Below are 15,746 nucleotides of genomic sequence, written 5' to 3' on the forward strand. Positions count from 1 at the left end.
GTTCTACACTTTCTTGATGGCGGCTTTGCCAAACAGCCCGGCAGGCTTGAACGCCAGCACCAGCAACAACAGTAATAATCCCGGCACTTCCTGGTAGCCGGTAGAGATATAGAAGCCGGTCAGTTTTTCGGCAATGCCGAGGATCAGGCCGCCGACGATGGCGCCGACGCCGGAAGTCAGGCCGCCGATAATCGCGACCGCAAACGCCTTCAGGCCCAGCGCAGAACCAATGGTGACACCGGTAGGCACCAGCGGAGCAATCATGACGCCGGCAAATGCGGCGGCGGCGGAAGACAGTCCATAGGAAAAGGTAATCACCATCCGGGTATTGATGCCCATCAGGCCGGCGGCATCGCGATCATTCGACGTAGCCACTACCGCTTTGCCATAAATGGATTTGCGGTTAAAAATTTCGACGGCGGCCATGATCGCCAGCGCACCGATGACGACTACGACCTGCATGGGCTGGACGTTGGCGCCGAACACCTGGAAAGGTGCGGCAGACAAAGGCGAAGGGAAAGGCAGATCGTCCTTGCCCCAAATATTTTCAGCAACGTTCTTGAAGATGATAGCCAGTGCGATAGTCGACATGATCCAGCCGAACTCGGACTTGATCTTGATCGCCGGGCGCACGCCTATCCACTCCACCAGCATGCCCTGCAGGGCGCCGAATACCAGCACCACGGGGATCATCAGCCAGTAGTTCATATAAGGGCCGCCATGTACATTGCCGACCAGGCTGAGGCCGACCATGGCACCCAGCATCAAGGCTTCGCCCTGGCCGAAATTCAGGGTACCGGAGGTGGCGAATGTGAGCTGATAGCCGAAGGCGACGACCGCATAGATCATGCCGAGTGCGATACCGCTGATCACAAGTTGTAAGAGGATTTCCATTTTATTCACCTGGCACGGCAGCAGCTGCCGTATTGCTTAAGATTTACTTAATATGCTTAAGAAAAGGGCCAGTCACAAGAACTGGCCCATTACAGATCTGAGTGTTGCCTCGGATCTAGTAGCTAGCGTTAGCGTTTTGGCTTATTTGGCGAGAATGACGCGGCCGTTTTTCACTTCACCGAAAGCAACCATACCTGGCTTGATGGCCTCATGATCATCATGCGTGAATGGCTTGTTGTAGGTAGCGACAACACCTTCCACTTTTTCATTCAGGTTTTCCAGCGCCTCACGTACTTTTGCGCCATCGGTCGAGCCGGCCTGTTTGATCGCAGCTGCCAGCAGGTACACAGAATCGTAACCCTGCGCCGCAGATACCGGTGAAGGCATGCGGTCTACTTTATAGGCCTTCTGGTAGCCGTCGATGAAGGATTTGCGCTTCGGCGTATTGCCATCCTGGATGAAGGTTTGCGGCATCAACGTGCCATCGCCGTTCTTGCCGGCGTTGTCAATGAAGTTACCCATGGACAGCGTCCAGCTGCCTATCATCGGTACTTTCCAGTTCAGTTTTTCCATGCCGTTGGCAATCTGCGCGAGCTCAGGGCCGATGCCATAAGTCAGCACGACTTGTGCGCCTGCCTGCTTGGCCTTCAGCAACTGCGCTGTCATGTCCACGTCCTTGAGGTTATATTTCTCAACAGACACTGGCTTGATGCCTTTTGCACCCAGCGCTTTTTCCAGATCTTCGCGGCCCAGCTGGCCGTAGTTGGTGGAGTCTGCGAGGATCGCCACTTTGGTGAATTTTTGCTTGGTAACGGCTTCTTCCACGATCATTGCAGACTGGATCGTATCATTGGCGGCATTGCGGAAAACGTAGTTGTCCTTGAACTCCGGTGCGGCGAACTGCTTGGCAACGATAGTGCCGGTTGCAACGTTGTTGATGACGGGGATCTTGGCTTCCTGGTAAAAACGCTGCGATGCGAGCGCAACGCCGGTGTTGGCATAGCCCAGGGTCGCAACTACTTTTTCCTTATTGATCATTTCCTGCGCAACCTGCACACCGCGTTCGTTCTTGGCTTCGTCATCGCGTTCGACCACTTGCAGCTGGCGACCCAGGACGCCGCCTTTGGCATTGATTTCTGCTACGGCAAGCTTGACGCCATCGCGCATTGATACGCCCATCGGCGCGGAACCGCCTGTGAATGGACCGGAAACGCCAATCTTGATCGGTTCTGCGGCAATACCTGCGGCTGCCCAGCTTAACAACGCGCCTGCAACCAAGGTTTTCATTTTGTGCGACATGTCTATCTCCTGTTTATGAATTATCGTGAATACTCAAAAAGCTTCAGATCGTTTTTGTTATAACCACAAATTGTATGTGCGTTAAATCCTTGCAGCAATCATAAATCCATGCGGCGGCGCAACATAAGCTACTTAAGTGGTACTACCGAGAACACAGCAAATCTTGCCTGCAACTCCCGCCAAACTGCTCCGTTCTCGCGCGGCCAAAAAGCCAAGCTCGTAGAGCTTAATCCATATTAAGGAAACACATCTTTTTTTATCTGAAAAGCTTTTCATCCCATGGTGAAATCTTTTTCATCTGAAAAAGCGGCGCAGCGGGAATCGCACCCGCGATCCCCTTGCGCACTGTTGTTAAACGCTCCGGCGAGCATTCAGGTTTACTTGAGCAAGCCGAATACTTTTCCGATGATCTTGCTGCCCGACCCTATCGGATCCTGGCGTATTGCCTTCTCTTCTTCCGCAATCATCAGATACAGGCCATCCACCGCACGCTGCGTGACATAACCTTCCACTGTGGCTTCCTTGCCGGACACCGCCCCCAGCCGGGAGGCCTGCCCCATCACGCTATTGTATTTGGCGGACAACCCCGCTTTGTCGGTGACTTTCTTCACGATAGGCTGAAACTGGTCGGATAACTGCGCCGAAGTTTTTTCCCTGAAGAAATCCGTCACCGAGGTTTCTCCTCCTGTCAGGATGTTCTTGGCGTCGGTGACCGACATGGACTTCACCGCGTTGACCAGCAGGGGCTTTGCCATCGGGACAGCGGCTTCCGCTGCGTGGTTCATGGACACCACCAGTTCATCAAGCTGCTGGCCCTGGCCAGTCATCTTCAGCAAGGGACGGGCTTTTTCCAGGATCGACGGCAACTGTATCTTGACCTTCTCATTATTGAGGAAACCGTTTTCGGCGCCCAGTTTGGCAACCGCCTGGGACGAGCCCTTGTCGAGAGCGGCCTTGAGGCCGGCACTCGCATCCTGGTTGCTCAGGTCGCCAAGGGAAAGTGCCAGCGCGGCAGTGGAAGCTGCCAGCAGCGAAGAAATAAGGACGGGTTTGAACAAGTAGTGCAGACGCATGCTGATCTCCGTGAAATTTAAAATAACTCAGGATACTTTAGCATGTCCGAGTGGACAGAACTGCAATGAATTGTGTCCCGGACTTGCGACCGGAAATGGCGTAAAGCGGACTATACCTCGTCCACAGAGAACAGACGGCGGTATTCACGCATTGCATAACGGTCAGTCATGCCGGCGATGTAGTCGGCGATCTTTCGAGCCTGCACCGGGCCTTGCGGGTTGCCGTCTTTTACCTGGTAGTCCGGCGGCAGCAGGATAGGCTCCGCATGCATCGCATTGAACAATTCGCGCACGGTCTTCCTGGCCTTGGCTGTCATGCGATTGACAAGATAGTGGCGGTATAAATTCTCATGCAGGAAACGTTTCAGCAAGCCGGCCTGCACGCGCATTTCTTCCGAGAAGCTAATCATGCCAGGTCCATTGCGCACATCCTCCAGCGTCTGCGGCGCAAATTCGGCAATGCGTTTTTGCGAACTCTGGATCAGGTCCATAATCAGCGCATTGACCATGCGGCGTATCGTTTCCGATATCGCCCTGCGTCCTGCCAGGCCGGGATAAGCCGCCTCGACCTCGCGCCGGTAGCGGGCAAAAAAATCCAGCTCCATCAACTGCGTTTCCAGTATCAGACCGGAGCGCAGACCGTCATCGATGTCATGGTTGTTGTAGGCAATTTCGTCCGCCAGGTTGGCTAGTTGCGCTTCCAGCGTGGGCTGCTTTTTGTCGATGAAACGCTGGCCGATATCGCCCAGTGTTTTGGCATTGCTCAAGGAGCAGTGTTTCAGTATGCCTTCACGCGTTTCAAAGGTCAGGTTCAGGCCATCGAATGCTCCGTAGCGCTCCTCCAGCTCATCGACGACGCGCAGGCTTTGCAGATTGTGCTCAAAGCCGCCGAAATTTTTCATGCAGTCGTTCAGCGCATCCTGGCCGGCGTGACCAAAAGGAGTATGACCAAGATCATGCGCCAGTGAGATGGCTTCAACCAGGTCTTCGTTCAGCCTCAGCTGACGCGCAATCGAACGGGCAATCTGCGCCACTTCCAGGCTGTGCGTCAGGCGCGTGCGAAACAGGTCGCCTTCGTGGTTGACGAATACCTGGGTCTTGTATTCAAGGCGCCGAAACGCGGTGGAGTGAATAATACGGTCGCGGTCGCGCTGATATTCAGTGCGGGAATAAGATGCCTCCTGCGCGAAGCGCCGTCCGCGCGAACTGGCCGGCTGTGCGGCATACGGCGCCAGAGGGGAATTGGAGGCATCATTGGGCATGGCGATGTCCGGGTTCAGATGCAGGCGCGCAGGGTAGCCAGCAGACTGTCCTGCGGCACGGAGGTGATAAGCGGTGCGCCGAGGGGTTTGAGCAAAATGAATTTGATCTGCCCCCCCTCGTTCTTTTTGTCGACTTCCATCAGTTCCAGCCAGCGGGCTTCGCCCAGGTCCGGCGCCTTGACCGGCAAGCCGGCCGCTTCTACCAGGCTCTGCAGCCTGACTTTACTGACATAGTCGATATAACCCAGGCGGTAAGACAGGTCGGCCGCCATCACCATGCCGCAACCAACAGCCTCGCCATGCAGCCACACGCCGTACCCCATGCCTGACTCTATCGCATGGCCGAAGGTATGGCCGAAGTTCAGGATGGCGCGCAGGCCGCCTTCCCGTTCATCCTGACGCACGACATCAGCCTTGATCTGGCAGGAGCGCAGCACCGCATACGCCAGCGCCTCTGGATCCCGCGCGCGCAGCTTGTCCATATTGGCCTCAATCCACGCAAAGAAGGCCGCGTCGATGATGGCACCATGTTTGATTACTTCGGCCAGGCCGGCCGACAGTTCACGGTCCGGCAAGGTGTCGAGGGTGGAGGTGTCGGCAATGACCGCCTGCGGCTGGTAAAACGCGCCTATCATGTTCTTGCCGAGGGGATGGTTGATGCCGGTCTTGCCGCCTACCGAGGAATCGACCTGCGACAGCAGCGTAGTGGGAATCTGCACAAAAGGCACGCCGCGCATATAAGAAGCCGCGGCATAACCTGTCAGGTCGCCGATGACGCCGCCGCCCAGTGCGACCATGGTCGTTTTGCGGTCGCATTTGGCTTCCAGCAATGCATCGAACACCTGCATCAGGCTGGCCCAGTTTTTCTGCTCTTCACCGTCTGGCAGGATCACTGTCGTTACCTGTTTACCCGCGGCGCGTAATATGTCCAGCAGCGACTCCAGATAAAGCGGCGCCACCACGGTATTGGTGACGACGGCTACCCTCTCGCCCTTCACATGCCGGATCAGCAGCTGCGGATCGGCCAGCAGGGAAAGCCCTATGTGGATGGGATAGCTGCGTTCGCCAAGGTCGACTTGCAGGGAATGTTGCGCTGTTTGCTGCATGATGAGATGTTCGGAAATTTTTGTATTGCCGGTACCGGACAATAAGTCCAGATGCCCCAATATGGATTGCACCAGGTGCTGCACATTGGGACGGCCGGTTTCTATGATCAGGTGCGCCACCTCCAGGTAAAGAGGTTCGCGCTGTGCCGACAGGTCTTCCAGTTTCTTGCGCGGATCCGCCGTTCTCAGCAAAGGACGATTCTTGTCGTTCCGGGTACGCTGCAAAATGCTGTTGATGCCTGCCCGCAGGTAAATGACTGTACCACGGCTCTGCAGATACTGCCTGCTTTGCTCGTTCAACACGGCACCGCCACCGGTTGCCAGCACAATGCCTTGCTGCGCCGTCAGGTCGCGGATGACATCCGCTTCGCGCTGCCGAAAGCTGGCCTCGCCCTCTATCTCAAAGATGACAGGAATAGAGACCCCGGTACGGGCCTCTATCTCATGATCGGAATCAATGAAGCGCTTGTTGAGTTTTTTTGCGAGGGCCCGGCCAACCGTGGTTTTGCCGGAGCCCATCAAGCCTACTAAAAAAATGTTTCCAGACATTCAATGCCGATACTTGCACCTTTTGATGCAGAAAAAAAACTAGCTTCCGTGGTAATTAAGGGTTAATTGCTTCGTGGAGCGAGTGCCTTTCGGCGTTGTTATCACTACAACCGGCTTGACTGAAACGACTGTCGCCGCCGCAGGGGAACAAGTGCCGGGAGGTGCAACTGTCAACTGGACTGAAGTTGCTTCCGGTCCAGCAGTAGATGGTTCAGGGATACTAGTAGGGTAAGCCGTAACCGTAGAATTGGTAAGGTTCTCGATTGTCACCGCGCTACCCGTCGGCAGTATATAGCCGTTTTCATCCGTCACTGTAAAGTTTATCGTCTGCGGTGCACACGAAGTGCTGAAATCAAAAACAGGAATTGTAGAAAATTGTGCATGAGAGCCGCTATTAATAAAAAACGTTCCGCTCGTCAGAGTCTGGGTTGCATTTGCCGAGGTCACCAATACAGTAACAACAGACGCTCTTGGATTTTGGCTACGCCATGTAACAGAACACGTTCCATTCACTGTCAGGCAACGTGAAGTATCCGACGTGCCGGCATCACCGATAATGGCGCCCGCATTCGTCGTAAACACTGCCTGCGTGCCATTTGCCACTACGCCACCGAATTGATCCGCCATAGAAACAGTTACAGAATTGGTTTCTCCATCAAAATCTATACCTTCTATATCGCTTTTTACCCTGGATACAGACATTGCTGTTTGTGTCGGTTGCCCGGTCGTTACTGTTACCGTATCCGACAATGCAGAGATAGCGGTGCCATCTATTGTTGCGATCACCCTTACAGTGGTCGGAGTTGCGCCGGAATTAACCGTTACGGTAATTTTGCCGGTTGAATCCGAAATGCCTGAGGCCGCACCCAAGGTAACCGCATTGGTTGTTGGAAGACTGAAATTAACTTTTACATTGGCAATACCTGCGTTGGTGCTGTCTACCACGGTAAATGTAAGCAACGCTGCTTCGGTACGGCCATTCCCACCCGAACCCTTCAACACAATGGATTTATCGGCAGGAACAGCCGAGGTGAAATTTATGGCGCTGGGGGTAATAGTTGCAGAGGTAACTGTGTAAGTTGCCGTCGTAGTGACCGCCGTGGTGCCAGTTACCGTTGCTGACGCGGTCAAAGTGCCTGCGCCGGTACTCGCACCGGCACCCGGTTTCAAGCTAATTTGCGCCACGCCATTTGCATCAGTCAACGCAGTACCACTAATAGGCGAGAGAACGGCGATTACGCTATCCAGCGTAAAGGTGACAACAATATTCTTTGCCGGGGCACCCGTTGAGTCCGTAGCCGTTGCTTTTGCTGTCAGCCCGGCAGCCGTAAGAACATTACTTGCCGCGCCACTGGAATCCGATAAGCTCAATACAATTTGGCCGTTAGCAGTTGTGCCCGTTCCGCCTGTACCTGTTCCTCCCGTGCCCGTACCGCCACCCTGAACCGGCGTTCCCGCCGAGCCGCCACCGCCGCCGCATGCGGCAAGAATGGCGATTAACAAAGATGCCGTCAAGGCTTTAAATAGTTTTACCACGCGTAGCTCCATACTGAACAGGGTCAATTTTTGTCGGTTTATAGTTTGCTTACTTCACGGACATGCGGTCTGCGATGATTTTCGGCGTGATAAACACCAGCAGTTCGGTCTTGTCATTGGTACGGCCAGTCGTCTTGAACAGATTGCCGAGCAATGGGATATCACCAAAGAAAGGAATCTTGGTCACGTTATCCGCTTCGGTCTGCTGATAGATACCGCCCAGTACAACCGTTCCACCGTTTTCAACCAACACCATGGTCTTGACCTCCTTAGTGTTGATCGCAAACCCGGCGGTCGTCTGATCACCGACGCTGTCTTTATGTACTTCCACTTCCAGAATGACGTTGCCGTCAGGCGTGATTTGCGGCGTCACTTCCAGTTTCAACGTCGCCTTGCGGAAGGCAATTGATGTCGCGCCACTGCTGGTAGCTGTCTGGTAAGGCAATTCGGTGCCTTGTTCTATCGACGCTTTCAACTGGTCGGCAGTGACGATCCTCGGACTGGAAATGATTTTGCCCTTGCCGTCTGCTTCCAGCGCCGACAGTTCCAGATTCAGGAAGCGGTTGGCGGCGGACGAGAACAGGCTGACCGCCAGGCTGCCCGGGTTCAGGCCATTGATACCTGCTGCCGGAAGGCTGACGAATTGCGTATTGGGAACAAAGCTTTGATCCGTTACTTTAGCCTGACCGGTTTGCTCGCCTACACCCAGATAGTTACCAGTAATCGCGACGCGCTGGTTGCCAGATACCTGATAACCCGCCGTGCCGCCCTGCAAGCCGCGCAAATCGGCAAAACCCAGTTTGGCACCGAGGTTGCGGCTGAAGGTGTCGTCCGCTTCAACAATACGCGCCTCAATCAATACCTGCCTTGATGCGATATCGGTTTTCTGGATCAGTTTGCGCACTTCCTCCAGTTTGGAAGGAATGTCGGTCACGAACAGCTGGTTGGTGCGCGGTTCGATAACAGCGCTGCCGCGCTTGGACAACATGCGATTGGTGCTGGCACCGTCAACGCCGAAAACCAGCTTGAATGCTTCCGCCTTCTGGTAATTCAACTGGAAGGATTCTGTCCGTAGAGGCTCCAATTCGGCAATCTGTGCCTTTTGTTCCAGCTCAAGCTTTTCCTTGGTCAGCAATTCATCTTTTGGCGCAATCCACAAAACGGAGCCGTTTTTACGCATATCCAGGCCCTTGGATTGCATAATGATGTCCAAAGCCTGGTCCCAAGGCACATCCTTGAGGCGCAGTGTCAGGCTGCCGTTGACGGTATCGCTGGTAATGATATTGAGTCCATTGAAATCGGCGATAACCTGCAGCAGCGCGCGCACTTCGATATTCTGAAAATTCAAAGACAGGCGCTCGCCACGGTAGCCTTGCGTCCCCTGCGTCAACTTGTTCGGATCTTCCTTGATCGGCTTGACTTCGATAACCAGCTGGGTATCGCTCTGGTAGACGCTATGCTCCCACAGGCCCTTCGGCTCTATCGTCATGCGGACATTTTCACCCTGTGGAACCGTGGTCACCGTTTGTATGGGTGAACCGAAATCAGTCACATCGAGACGGCGGCGCAAAACTTCCGGCAATGCTACTTTCATGAAGTCGACGACGATTTTTTCGCCCTGCTGGCGCACATCTACCACAACCTGGTTACTCGGCAAATCAACTACTACCCGTCCTTCGCCGGCAGAGCCGCGACGGAAGTCGATATCACGCAGGCTCTGCTTTCCAGGCGCCAGTGCCGGTGCAGCCACCACGGGCAAACCGATCGCGTTCACCGCAGTGGCGATGCCACCGGAACCATCGATCGTAACGATGACAGTATTACCCTCTATCGCCGTGGCGTAATTGAGAGGCTTGTTCAGGTTAAACACCAGCCGCGAACGGCCGCTCGCTTCTACAACATTGATACTGCGTACATCGCCCATTGCAATATCGGTAGTGCTCTTGCCTGTACCATTAGAGGTGTCGGCAAAATCCAGCGCTATGCGGGCGGGATTGGTAATGGCAAATCCCAATGGCGCCTTGCCGACAGGATTTTTCAACGTGATCTTAACGATGACATTCACGCCTTGCTGATTGGCGGTGATGGATTGGACCGCATTGGACTGCGCAAATGCGGGAGCAGCCAGTGTCAAGAAAGCAGCCACTAACAGGCTTGCAAAGAAAGAAAAACGCATGGCGCCCCTTTTACTTGTATTTGTCAACGCAATCATTTTTTCGCCTCCTGCAACTCTAACTTGGTCATTCTTTCAGTCCAGTCCCCGGAGGCGTCCTGTACGATTTCCTTGATGTCGATATCAGCATCGGTAATTTTTGTAATCATGCCGAAATTCTGCCCCACATAATTGCCGATCTTGGCCTGGTAAATGGATTTATCCACCTGGATCAACGCGTTTTTCATGTTGGGTCTTTCAATAATTCCGACCATTTTCAGGGTATCCAGCGGAAACGCTTCCAGGACCTCTCGCCGCCGGTTCATGTCAGGCTTTAGCCCGCTATTGGATTCAGCCCTGATCTTGGCCAGAGCGATCAACAACTTGTTCGGATTAAACGGGTCTATCTGATCCTTGCCGGAGTAGGCCACCGGCACATAAACTTTGGGCTCGCTGATTTTGGGGACATTGACCCGTGTTTCTTTTTTAACGCCGTCCATCCATTCACGCACTTCACCCGTTCCATTGTCGCCGCAGCCTGCCAAAACCAGCATAGGTGACAACAGCAATACCGACTTGCCAAGATTTCGCATCATTTTTTCGCCCCTTTTTTCAGGGCAGCCTGGGTTGACAGCTCATCCCTGTCCAGATAACGGAAGGTTTTTGCCACAACGTCCAATACCAGCGTGCCGTCCTTGCCGCTGGAGACGGCAAGATTGTTCAGGGTGACAATACGCGGCAATTTCGCAATATCGCTGACGAATTCGCCCATGTCATGATAATTACCAAGCAGCCGGATATCGATGGGCAGTTCAGCGTAATAATCTTTTACCACTGCCTGCCCAGGTCTGAACAGGTCAAACTGCAAGCCGCGCCCTAGGCCGGCTTGGTTGATATCGGACAGCAATGCGTCCATCTCCGCCTTGCTCGGCAGTTGCTTCTCCATGGTGGCCACATATTGCAGCACCAGTTTGCGCTGCTCTTTCAGCGCGTCGAGGCTGATGGCCTGCTGCATTTTTTGCTTGTAGGCATCTTTTAAAGTCTGCTCTTCCTGCTGTCCACGATCCAGGTCTTCAGTCTGGCCGCTCCAGTAAAAATACCAGCCAACCACGGTCACACTCAGCAGCAGCGCCGCGGCGGCAGCCAGACGCGGCACCAGCGGCCACAGGCCAGGATGCAGCCCGTTCAGGTCACGAAATTGCGAGGCGATCGACTCGCCCAAATCTTTAACATCCATGTTGATCTCTCGTCACTTTTTCATGTCATGGGTTCTTGACAGCGGGAGCCGCAGCAGCACCGCTTGCAGATGCCGCCTCCAGTTCACGCGGACGCTTGATGCCGACATTGACCGTGAAGTCAAATACCTTCTTCGCATCACGGCCCTGGCCTATGCCGGCAGATTTGATCTCCACCAGGTCAGGCTTGTTCATCCAGGGAGATTTATTGCCCAGGTTGCGCAAAAATTCAGAAACACGTTCGTTCGATTGCGCATAACCGGTCAGGATGACGCGCTGTCCTTCTTGTTTCAGGTTACGCACATAAACGCCTTCCGGCGTCAGCTTGACGAGCTCGTCCAGCAAATAGACCGGCTGGTTGCGATCACCCTGCAAGTCTTCCACCGCCTGCTGCCTGGCCTTGAGTCCATCGATTTCCTGTTTCAGGCTGGCGACTTCCTTGATTTTTTCATCCAGCTTGGCGTTTTCCGCCTTGATGAAATTATTTCTGTCGTTTTGGGCGGATATCTGCGCTGCGTAATAAGCGCCCACGGCAATGACGATCAACGCGCCGATGATTGCCGACAGTGCCAGCAGCGAGTAAAAATCCTGTTTCAGTTGCTTGCGTTTCGCTTCGCGATGCGGGAGCAGGTTAATTTTTATCATTAGCCGAATCTCCGCATTGCCAGCCCGCAGGCAACCAGGTAGGAAGGCGCATCATTACGCAGCCATTTTTCATTGACGTTGGAAGAAAGGTCCATCCCTTTAAAGGGGCTGACAACGGACGCGGATATCTTGGTCCGTTCCGCGACGATTTCCACCAGTCCTGGAATGACCGCACAGCCGCCCGCCAGGAATATCTGGTCAACCCTGGTATAAGGGGTGGAAGTAAAGAAAAACTGTATCGCGCGTGTCACTTCCAGCGCAGCGCTCTCCAGGAAAGGCTCCAGCAATTCCATTTCATAGCTGTCAGGCAAGTCGCCGAGTTTTTTCTTCGTTTCCGCTTCCTCGAAGGACAAACCGTAATTGCGCACAATGTCCTGCGTCAGCTGGTTGCCGCCAAACTGCTGGTCGCGCTCGTAGATGACCTGGCCATTCAGTAAGATGGAGATATAGGTGGTTTTTGCGCCAATCTGGAACAGTGCGTAGATCTGATCCTGCCCTGCATTCGGCTGCTGCTCTATCAGCCTGTCTATGGCAGCGCGGGCAGCGTAGGATTCAATATCCATGACCTTGGCCTGCATGCCGGCAGCCTCGATGACAGCCACCCTGTCTTCTATCTTTTCCTTGCGGGACGCCGCAAGCAATACTTCCATGTCTTCTTCAGAATTAGCCACCGGACCCAGCACACAAAAATCCAGGCTGACCTCATCCATGGCAAAAGGAATGTATTGGTTGGCTTCGGATTCGACCTGCACTTCCAGCGCCTGCTCATTCAGATGCGCAGGGAGGATGATTTTTTTGGTGATGACGGCAGACGCGGGCATGGCCAGCGCAGCATTCTTGACGCTGGTACCGCTCTTTTTGATCACGCGGCGTATCGCCTCCGACACCTGCTCGATATTTTCTATATTGCCGTCCACGACGGCGCCACGCTGCAAGGGCTCGGAGCCGTAGCGTTCCAGCTTATAGGTTTTGTTAACGCCCTGGGACAGCTCAACGAGCTTAACGCCAGAAGTGCTGATATCCAAACCCACCAGAGGTGGATTTTTTCTACCAAGCAATGATGCCAGATCTAGAGCCAAGGATATCCCCTCATAAAAACGCCATTTTTTATTTCTTCAGATCAATATTCTACTGCACGAACAGGAGCCTACCCGACTTGGCCGTATAAATCTGTAAGAAATCGCGACTATGTCAGTTTTTTGCTACCAATTGATTACGCAGTGATTTTGGGCGTATATAAATTACATGGCTTTTATGCCATTTACTTATTGCAGCAAGGCATGAAAAATGGCGCTACACAATGTCTCAGATAACAAAATTTCTTTTAAAAACCGCTATTTAGCAGACAATTATCCAAGCTTACATTAAATCCTAGCAATAAGTTTCAGATTGTGTAAAGCACTTTCCGTCCAGCATTACCATAATGCGTTGCCATTTCCCCACTGAGACGCAAAAGAAGCGCAAATTGCCACGTTTTGCTGCAAACCTCAGTACTATCCCGGTAGCTTCCATAGCCTCGCGCTGCTAAAGATATAATGTGCGCTGCGATCAACCTTCCAGAAATTGCTTTTTATGCCAGTCAAAGATTCCCCCCCTCCCCGCAAGAAGGAAAAACCAGCAGCTACGCCGCCGGCAAAATCCGGCAACCTGGCCTTACGCATCCTGCTGGGCACAGGCGGAATGCTGCTGGGCCTGGCTGTGGCGGGGGCACTGGTCATCGGTTTTGCATTGACGATGGCTTACCCAAACCTGCCGGAACTGGATTCCATTACCAGTTACCGGCCGAAAATGCCATTGCGAATATTTACTGCGGACAATATGCTGATCGCAGAATTCGGTGAAGAACGGCGCAACGTCGTGCGCTTCAACGAAATCCCGGATGTGATGAAAAAAGCCGTGTTGGCAATTGAGGATGACCGCTTCTACGAGCATGGCGGCGTCGACTATGTCGGCATTACACGCGCTGCGCTGCATAATCTGACCGGCGGTGCCAAGCAAGGCGCATCCACGATCACGCAACAGGTTGCCAGGAATTTTTTCCTTTCCAGCGAGCAGACCTTCAAGCGCAAGATATATGAGATTCTGCTGGCCTGGAAAATAGAACAGAACCTGAGCAAGGACCAGATCCTGGAAATCTACATGAACCAGATCTACCTGGGCCAGCATGCTTACGGCTTCTCCTCCGCCGCGCAGATTTATTTCGGCAAGAAATTGCAGGACATCAGCATCGCCGAAGCCGCCATGCTGGCCGGCCTGCCGAAGGCGCCCTCCGCCTACAATCCGGTTGCCAATCCCAAACGCGCTACCGTACGCCAGCAATACATCCTGCAACGCATGCTGCAACTACGCTATATCACGGAAGCCCAATACGAAAGCGCCCGGACGGAAGAACTGCATATCAAAACCGATAGCGCAGAGTTCGGCATCCATGCCGAATATGTCGCCGAAATGGCGAGGCAACTCGCCTATGAACAATTCAAGGAAGAAACCTATACCCGCGGCCTGAACGTGTACACGACCATTACCAAGGCCGACCAAGATGCAGCCTACCTATCGCTGCGCAAAGGCGTGATGGAATACGAGAAACGCCACCCCTACCGCGGTCCCGAGGCGATCATCGAGATACCACAAGGCAAGGAAGCAGCCGACGAGGCAATAGAAAAAGAGTTGGCAGAACATAGCGACAGCGATGACATCATTGCCGCCATGGTGCTGGAAGCCTCGCCCAAACTGGTCAGGGCAGTATTGTCGTCCGGCGAGGAAATCCAGATCACCGGACCCGGCCTCAGTTTCGGCGCCAGCGGCCTGGCAGCTGCGGCGCCGGCCAACAAGCGCATACAGCGCGGCGCGGTCATTCGCGTGATGCAGGAAGGAAAAAACTGGAATATCACGCAGATACCTGAGGTCCAGTCGGCCTTCGTCGCCGCCAGCACGACCGATGGCGCCATCCGCGCACTGGTTGGCGGTTTTGATTACAACATGAACAAGTTCAACCACGTCACACAGGCGTGGCGGCAACCCGGTTCCAGTTTCAAGCCTTTCATCTACTCGTCGTCATTGGAAAAAGGCTTGTCCCCCGCCACCATCATCAACGATTCCCCGATCAGCTTCGATTCCGGCCAGACAGGCGGGCAAGCCTGGGAGCCGAAAAACTATGACGGCAAGTACGAAGGCCCGATGACCATGCGCAAGGGCCTGACCAAGTCCAAGAACATGATCTCCATCCGTATCCTGCACAAGGTTGGCGCCAAATACGGCCAGGAATATACGACGCGCTTCGGTTTCCTGCCCGAGAAAAATCCCCCCTACCTGACGCTGGCACTGGGCGCGGGCGCGGTGACGCCTTTGCAAATGGCCGGTGCATACGCAGTCTTCGCCAACGGCGGCTACAAGATTAACCCCTACCTGATTTCCAAAATCACCGACAGCAGCGGCAAGGTGCTCACGGCCGCGGCGCCTGAAAGGGCCGGGGACGAACGCAACCGCGTCATCGACGAGCGCAATGCCTTCCTGATGGACAGCATGCTGAAGGATGTCGTCAGGTACGGCACCGCCAACAAGGCCATGTCGTTGAAACGCACCGATCTGGCGGGCAAGACCGGCACGACCAATGATTCCTTCGACGCCTGGTTTGCCGGTTACCAGGCCAAGCTGGTCGGCATTGCCTGGATAGGTTTCGACCAGCCGCGCAACCTGGGCAACCGCGAAACCGGTGGCGGCCTCGCATTGCCGATCTGGATCGGTTATATGCAGCGCGCATTGAAGGATATACCGATGGAAGAAAGGCCGGTGCCGCCAGGCATCATCCAGGCAGAGGGCGATTTTTTCTATGCGGAGAATCCGCCGGCCGCCAGCATACATAGCCTGGGCGACACCGAGCCGCCGCCGGCAGCCGTTCCCATTACGGAAGATAACAATACCAACTGATACAAAAACACCTGCGTGCCACCGGTGCGGCACGCAGGTGTGGGTAAGACCTGAATTAAGGTATGGAC

General features: G+C 54.2%; 12 protein-coding genes. 1 reads left to right on the forward strand and 11 read right to left on the reverse strand.

Annotated elements, in window-relative coordinates:
* Window positions 1-3 precede the first annotated feature (3 nt).
* The 11 genes from ACO0LO_RS13045 to ACO0LO_RS13095 form a co-directional block, all read right to left on the reverse strand.
* Complete coding sequence (locus ACO0LO_RS13045; RefSeq protein WP_422964647.1) at window positions 4-894, reverse strand: branched-chain amino acid ABC transporter permease; 891 nt, start codon at window positions 892-894, stop codon at window positions 4-6.
* Between the two features lie 141 nt (window positions 895-1,035).
* A complete protein-coding gene (locus tag ACO0LO_RS13050) occupies window positions 1,036-2,193 on the reverse strand; it encodes an ABC transporter substrate-binding protein (protein WP_422964648.1) in 1,158 nt (385 codons plus the stop codon).
* 377 nt (window positions 2,194-2,570) lie between these two features.
* Entirely contained in the window at window positions 2,571-3,266 is a 696-nt protein-coding gene (locus ACO0LO_RS13055; protein ID WP_422964649.1) for a DUF4197 domain-containing protein, read from the reverse strand.
* A 110-nt stretch (window positions 3,267-3,376) separates the two neighbouring features.
* Window positions 3,377-4,528: a deoxyguanosinetriphosphate triphosphohydrolase gene (locus ACO0LO_RS13060; RefSeq protein ID WP_422964650.1), complete on the reverse strand. Its 1,152-nt coding sequence runs from the start codon at window positions 4,526-4,528 to the stop codon at window positions 3,377-3,379.
* A 14-nt stretch (window positions 4,529-4,542) separates the two neighbouring features.
* Window positions 4,543-6,183 carry a bifunctional shikimate kinase/3-dehydroquinate synthase AroKB gene (aroKB, locus tag ACO0LO_RS13065; RefSeq protein ID WP_422964651.1) on the reverse strand — a complete coding sequence of 547 codons (1,641 nt, stop codon included), beginning with the start codon at window positions 6,181-6,183 and terminating at the stop codon, window positions 4,543-4,545.
* A gap of 39 nt (window positions 6,184-6,222) precedes the next feature.
* Entirely contained in the window at window positions 6,223-7,719 is a 1,497-nt protein-coding gene (locus tag ACO0LO_RS13070) for a hypothetical protein (protein WP_422964652.1), read from the reverse strand.
* Window positions 7,720-7,768: 49 nt separating this feature from the next.
* Entirely contained in the window at window positions 7,769-9,895 is a 2,127-nt protein-coding gene (pilQ, locus tag ACO0LO_RS13075) for a type IV pilus secretin PilQ (protein WP_422964653.1), read from the reverse strand.
* 32 nt (window positions 9,896-9,927) lie between these two features.
* Window positions 9,928-10,467: a pilus assembly protein PilP gene (locus ACO0LO_RS13080; RefSeq protein ID WP_422964654.1), complete on the reverse strand. Its 540-nt coding sequence runs from the start codon at window positions 10,465-10,467 to the stop codon at window positions 9,928-9,930.
* Window positions 10,464-11,108, reverse strand: a complete 645-nt coding sequence (locus ACO0LO_RS13085) for a type 4a pilus biogenesis protein PilO (RefSeq protein ID WP_422964655.1) — start codon at window positions 11,106-11,108, stop codon at window positions 10,464-10,466. The genes ACO0LO_RS13080 and ACO0LO_RS13085 overlap by 4 nt, the downstream gene beginning before the upstream one ends.
* A gap of 25 nt (window positions 11,109-11,133) precedes the next feature.
* Window positions 11,134-11,751: a PilN domain-containing protein gene (locus tag ACO0LO_RS13090; protein WP_422964656.1), complete on the reverse strand. Its 618-nt coding sequence runs from the start codon at window positions 11,749-11,751 to the stop codon at window positions 11,134-11,136.
* Window positions 11,751-12,830 (reverse strand): pilus assembly protein PilM, encoded by a 1,080-nt coding sequence (locus tag ACO0LO_RS13095; RefSeq protein WP_422964657.1) that lies wholly within the window; start codon window positions 12,828-12,830, stop codon window positions 11,751-11,753. The genes ACO0LO_RS13090 and ACO0LO_RS13095 overlap by 1 nt, the downstream gene beginning before the upstream one ends.
* Window positions 12,831-13,323: 493 nt before the next feature.
* Here ACO0LO_RS13095 and ACO0LO_RS13100 point away from each other — a divergent pair, with 493 nt between their 5' ends.
* Window positions 13,324-15,678 (forward strand): penicillin-binding protein 1A, encoded by a 2,355-nt coding sequence (locus ACO0LO_RS13100; RefSeq protein ID WP_422964658.1) that lies wholly within the window; start codon window positions 13,324-13,326, stop codon window positions 15,676-15,678.
* Window positions 15,679-15,746: the final 68 nt, after the last annotated feature.

The organism is Undibacterium sp. TJN25 (assembly GCF_049339885.1).
Taxonomy (GTDB): Bacteria; Pseudomonadota; Gammaproteobacteria; order Burkholderiales; family Burkholderiaceae_D; genus Undibacterium.

What these genes read in the sequence shown, in the direction of transcription:
- ACO0LO_RS13080 (WP_422964654.1), bottom strand. Translation starts at nt 10,467, where the DNA reads ATGATGCGAAATCTTGGCAAGTCGGTATTGCTGTTGTCACCTATGCTG.
- ACO0LO_RS13060 (WP_422964650.1), bottom strand. Translation starts at nt 4,528, where the DNA reads ATGCCCAATGATGCCTCCAATTCCCCTCTGGCGCCGTATGCCGCACAG.
- ACO0LO_RS13090 (WP_422964656.1), bottom strand. Translation starts at nt 11,751, where the DNA reads ATGATAAAAATTAACCTGCTCCCGCATCGCGAAGCGAAACGCAAGCAA.
- aroKB (WP_422964651.1), bottom strand. Translation starts at nt 6,183, where the DNA reads ATGTCTGGAAACATTTTTTTAGTAGGCTTGATGGGCTCCGGCAAAACC.
- ACO0LO_RS13055 (WP_422964649.1), bottom strand. Translation starts at nt 3,266, where the DNA reads ATGCGTCTGCACTACTTGTTCAAACCCGTCCTTATTTCTTCGCTGCTG.
- ACO0LO_RS13085 (WP_422964655.1), bottom strand. Translation starts at nt 11,108, where the DNA reads ATGGATGTTAAAGATTTGGGCGAGTCGATCGCCTCGCAATTTCGTGAC.
- pilQ (WP_422964653.1), bottom strand. Translation starts at nt 9,895, where the DNA reads ATGCGTTTTTCTTTCTTTGCAAGCCTGTTAGTGGCTGCTTTCTTGACA.
- ACO0LO_RS13100 (WP_422964658.1), top strand. Translation starts at nt 13,324, where the DNA reads ATGCCAGTCAAAGATTCCCCCCCTCCCCGCAAGAAGGAAAAACCAGCA.
- ACO0LO_RS13045 (WP_422964647.1), bottom strand. Translation starts at nt 894, where the DNA reads ATGGAAATCCTCTTACAACTTGTGATCAGCGGTATCGCACTCGGCATG.
- ACO0LO_RS13050 (WP_422964648.1), bottom strand. Translation starts at nt 2,193, where the DNA reads ATGTCGCACAAAATGAAAACCTTGGTTGCAGGCGCGTTGTTAAGCTGG.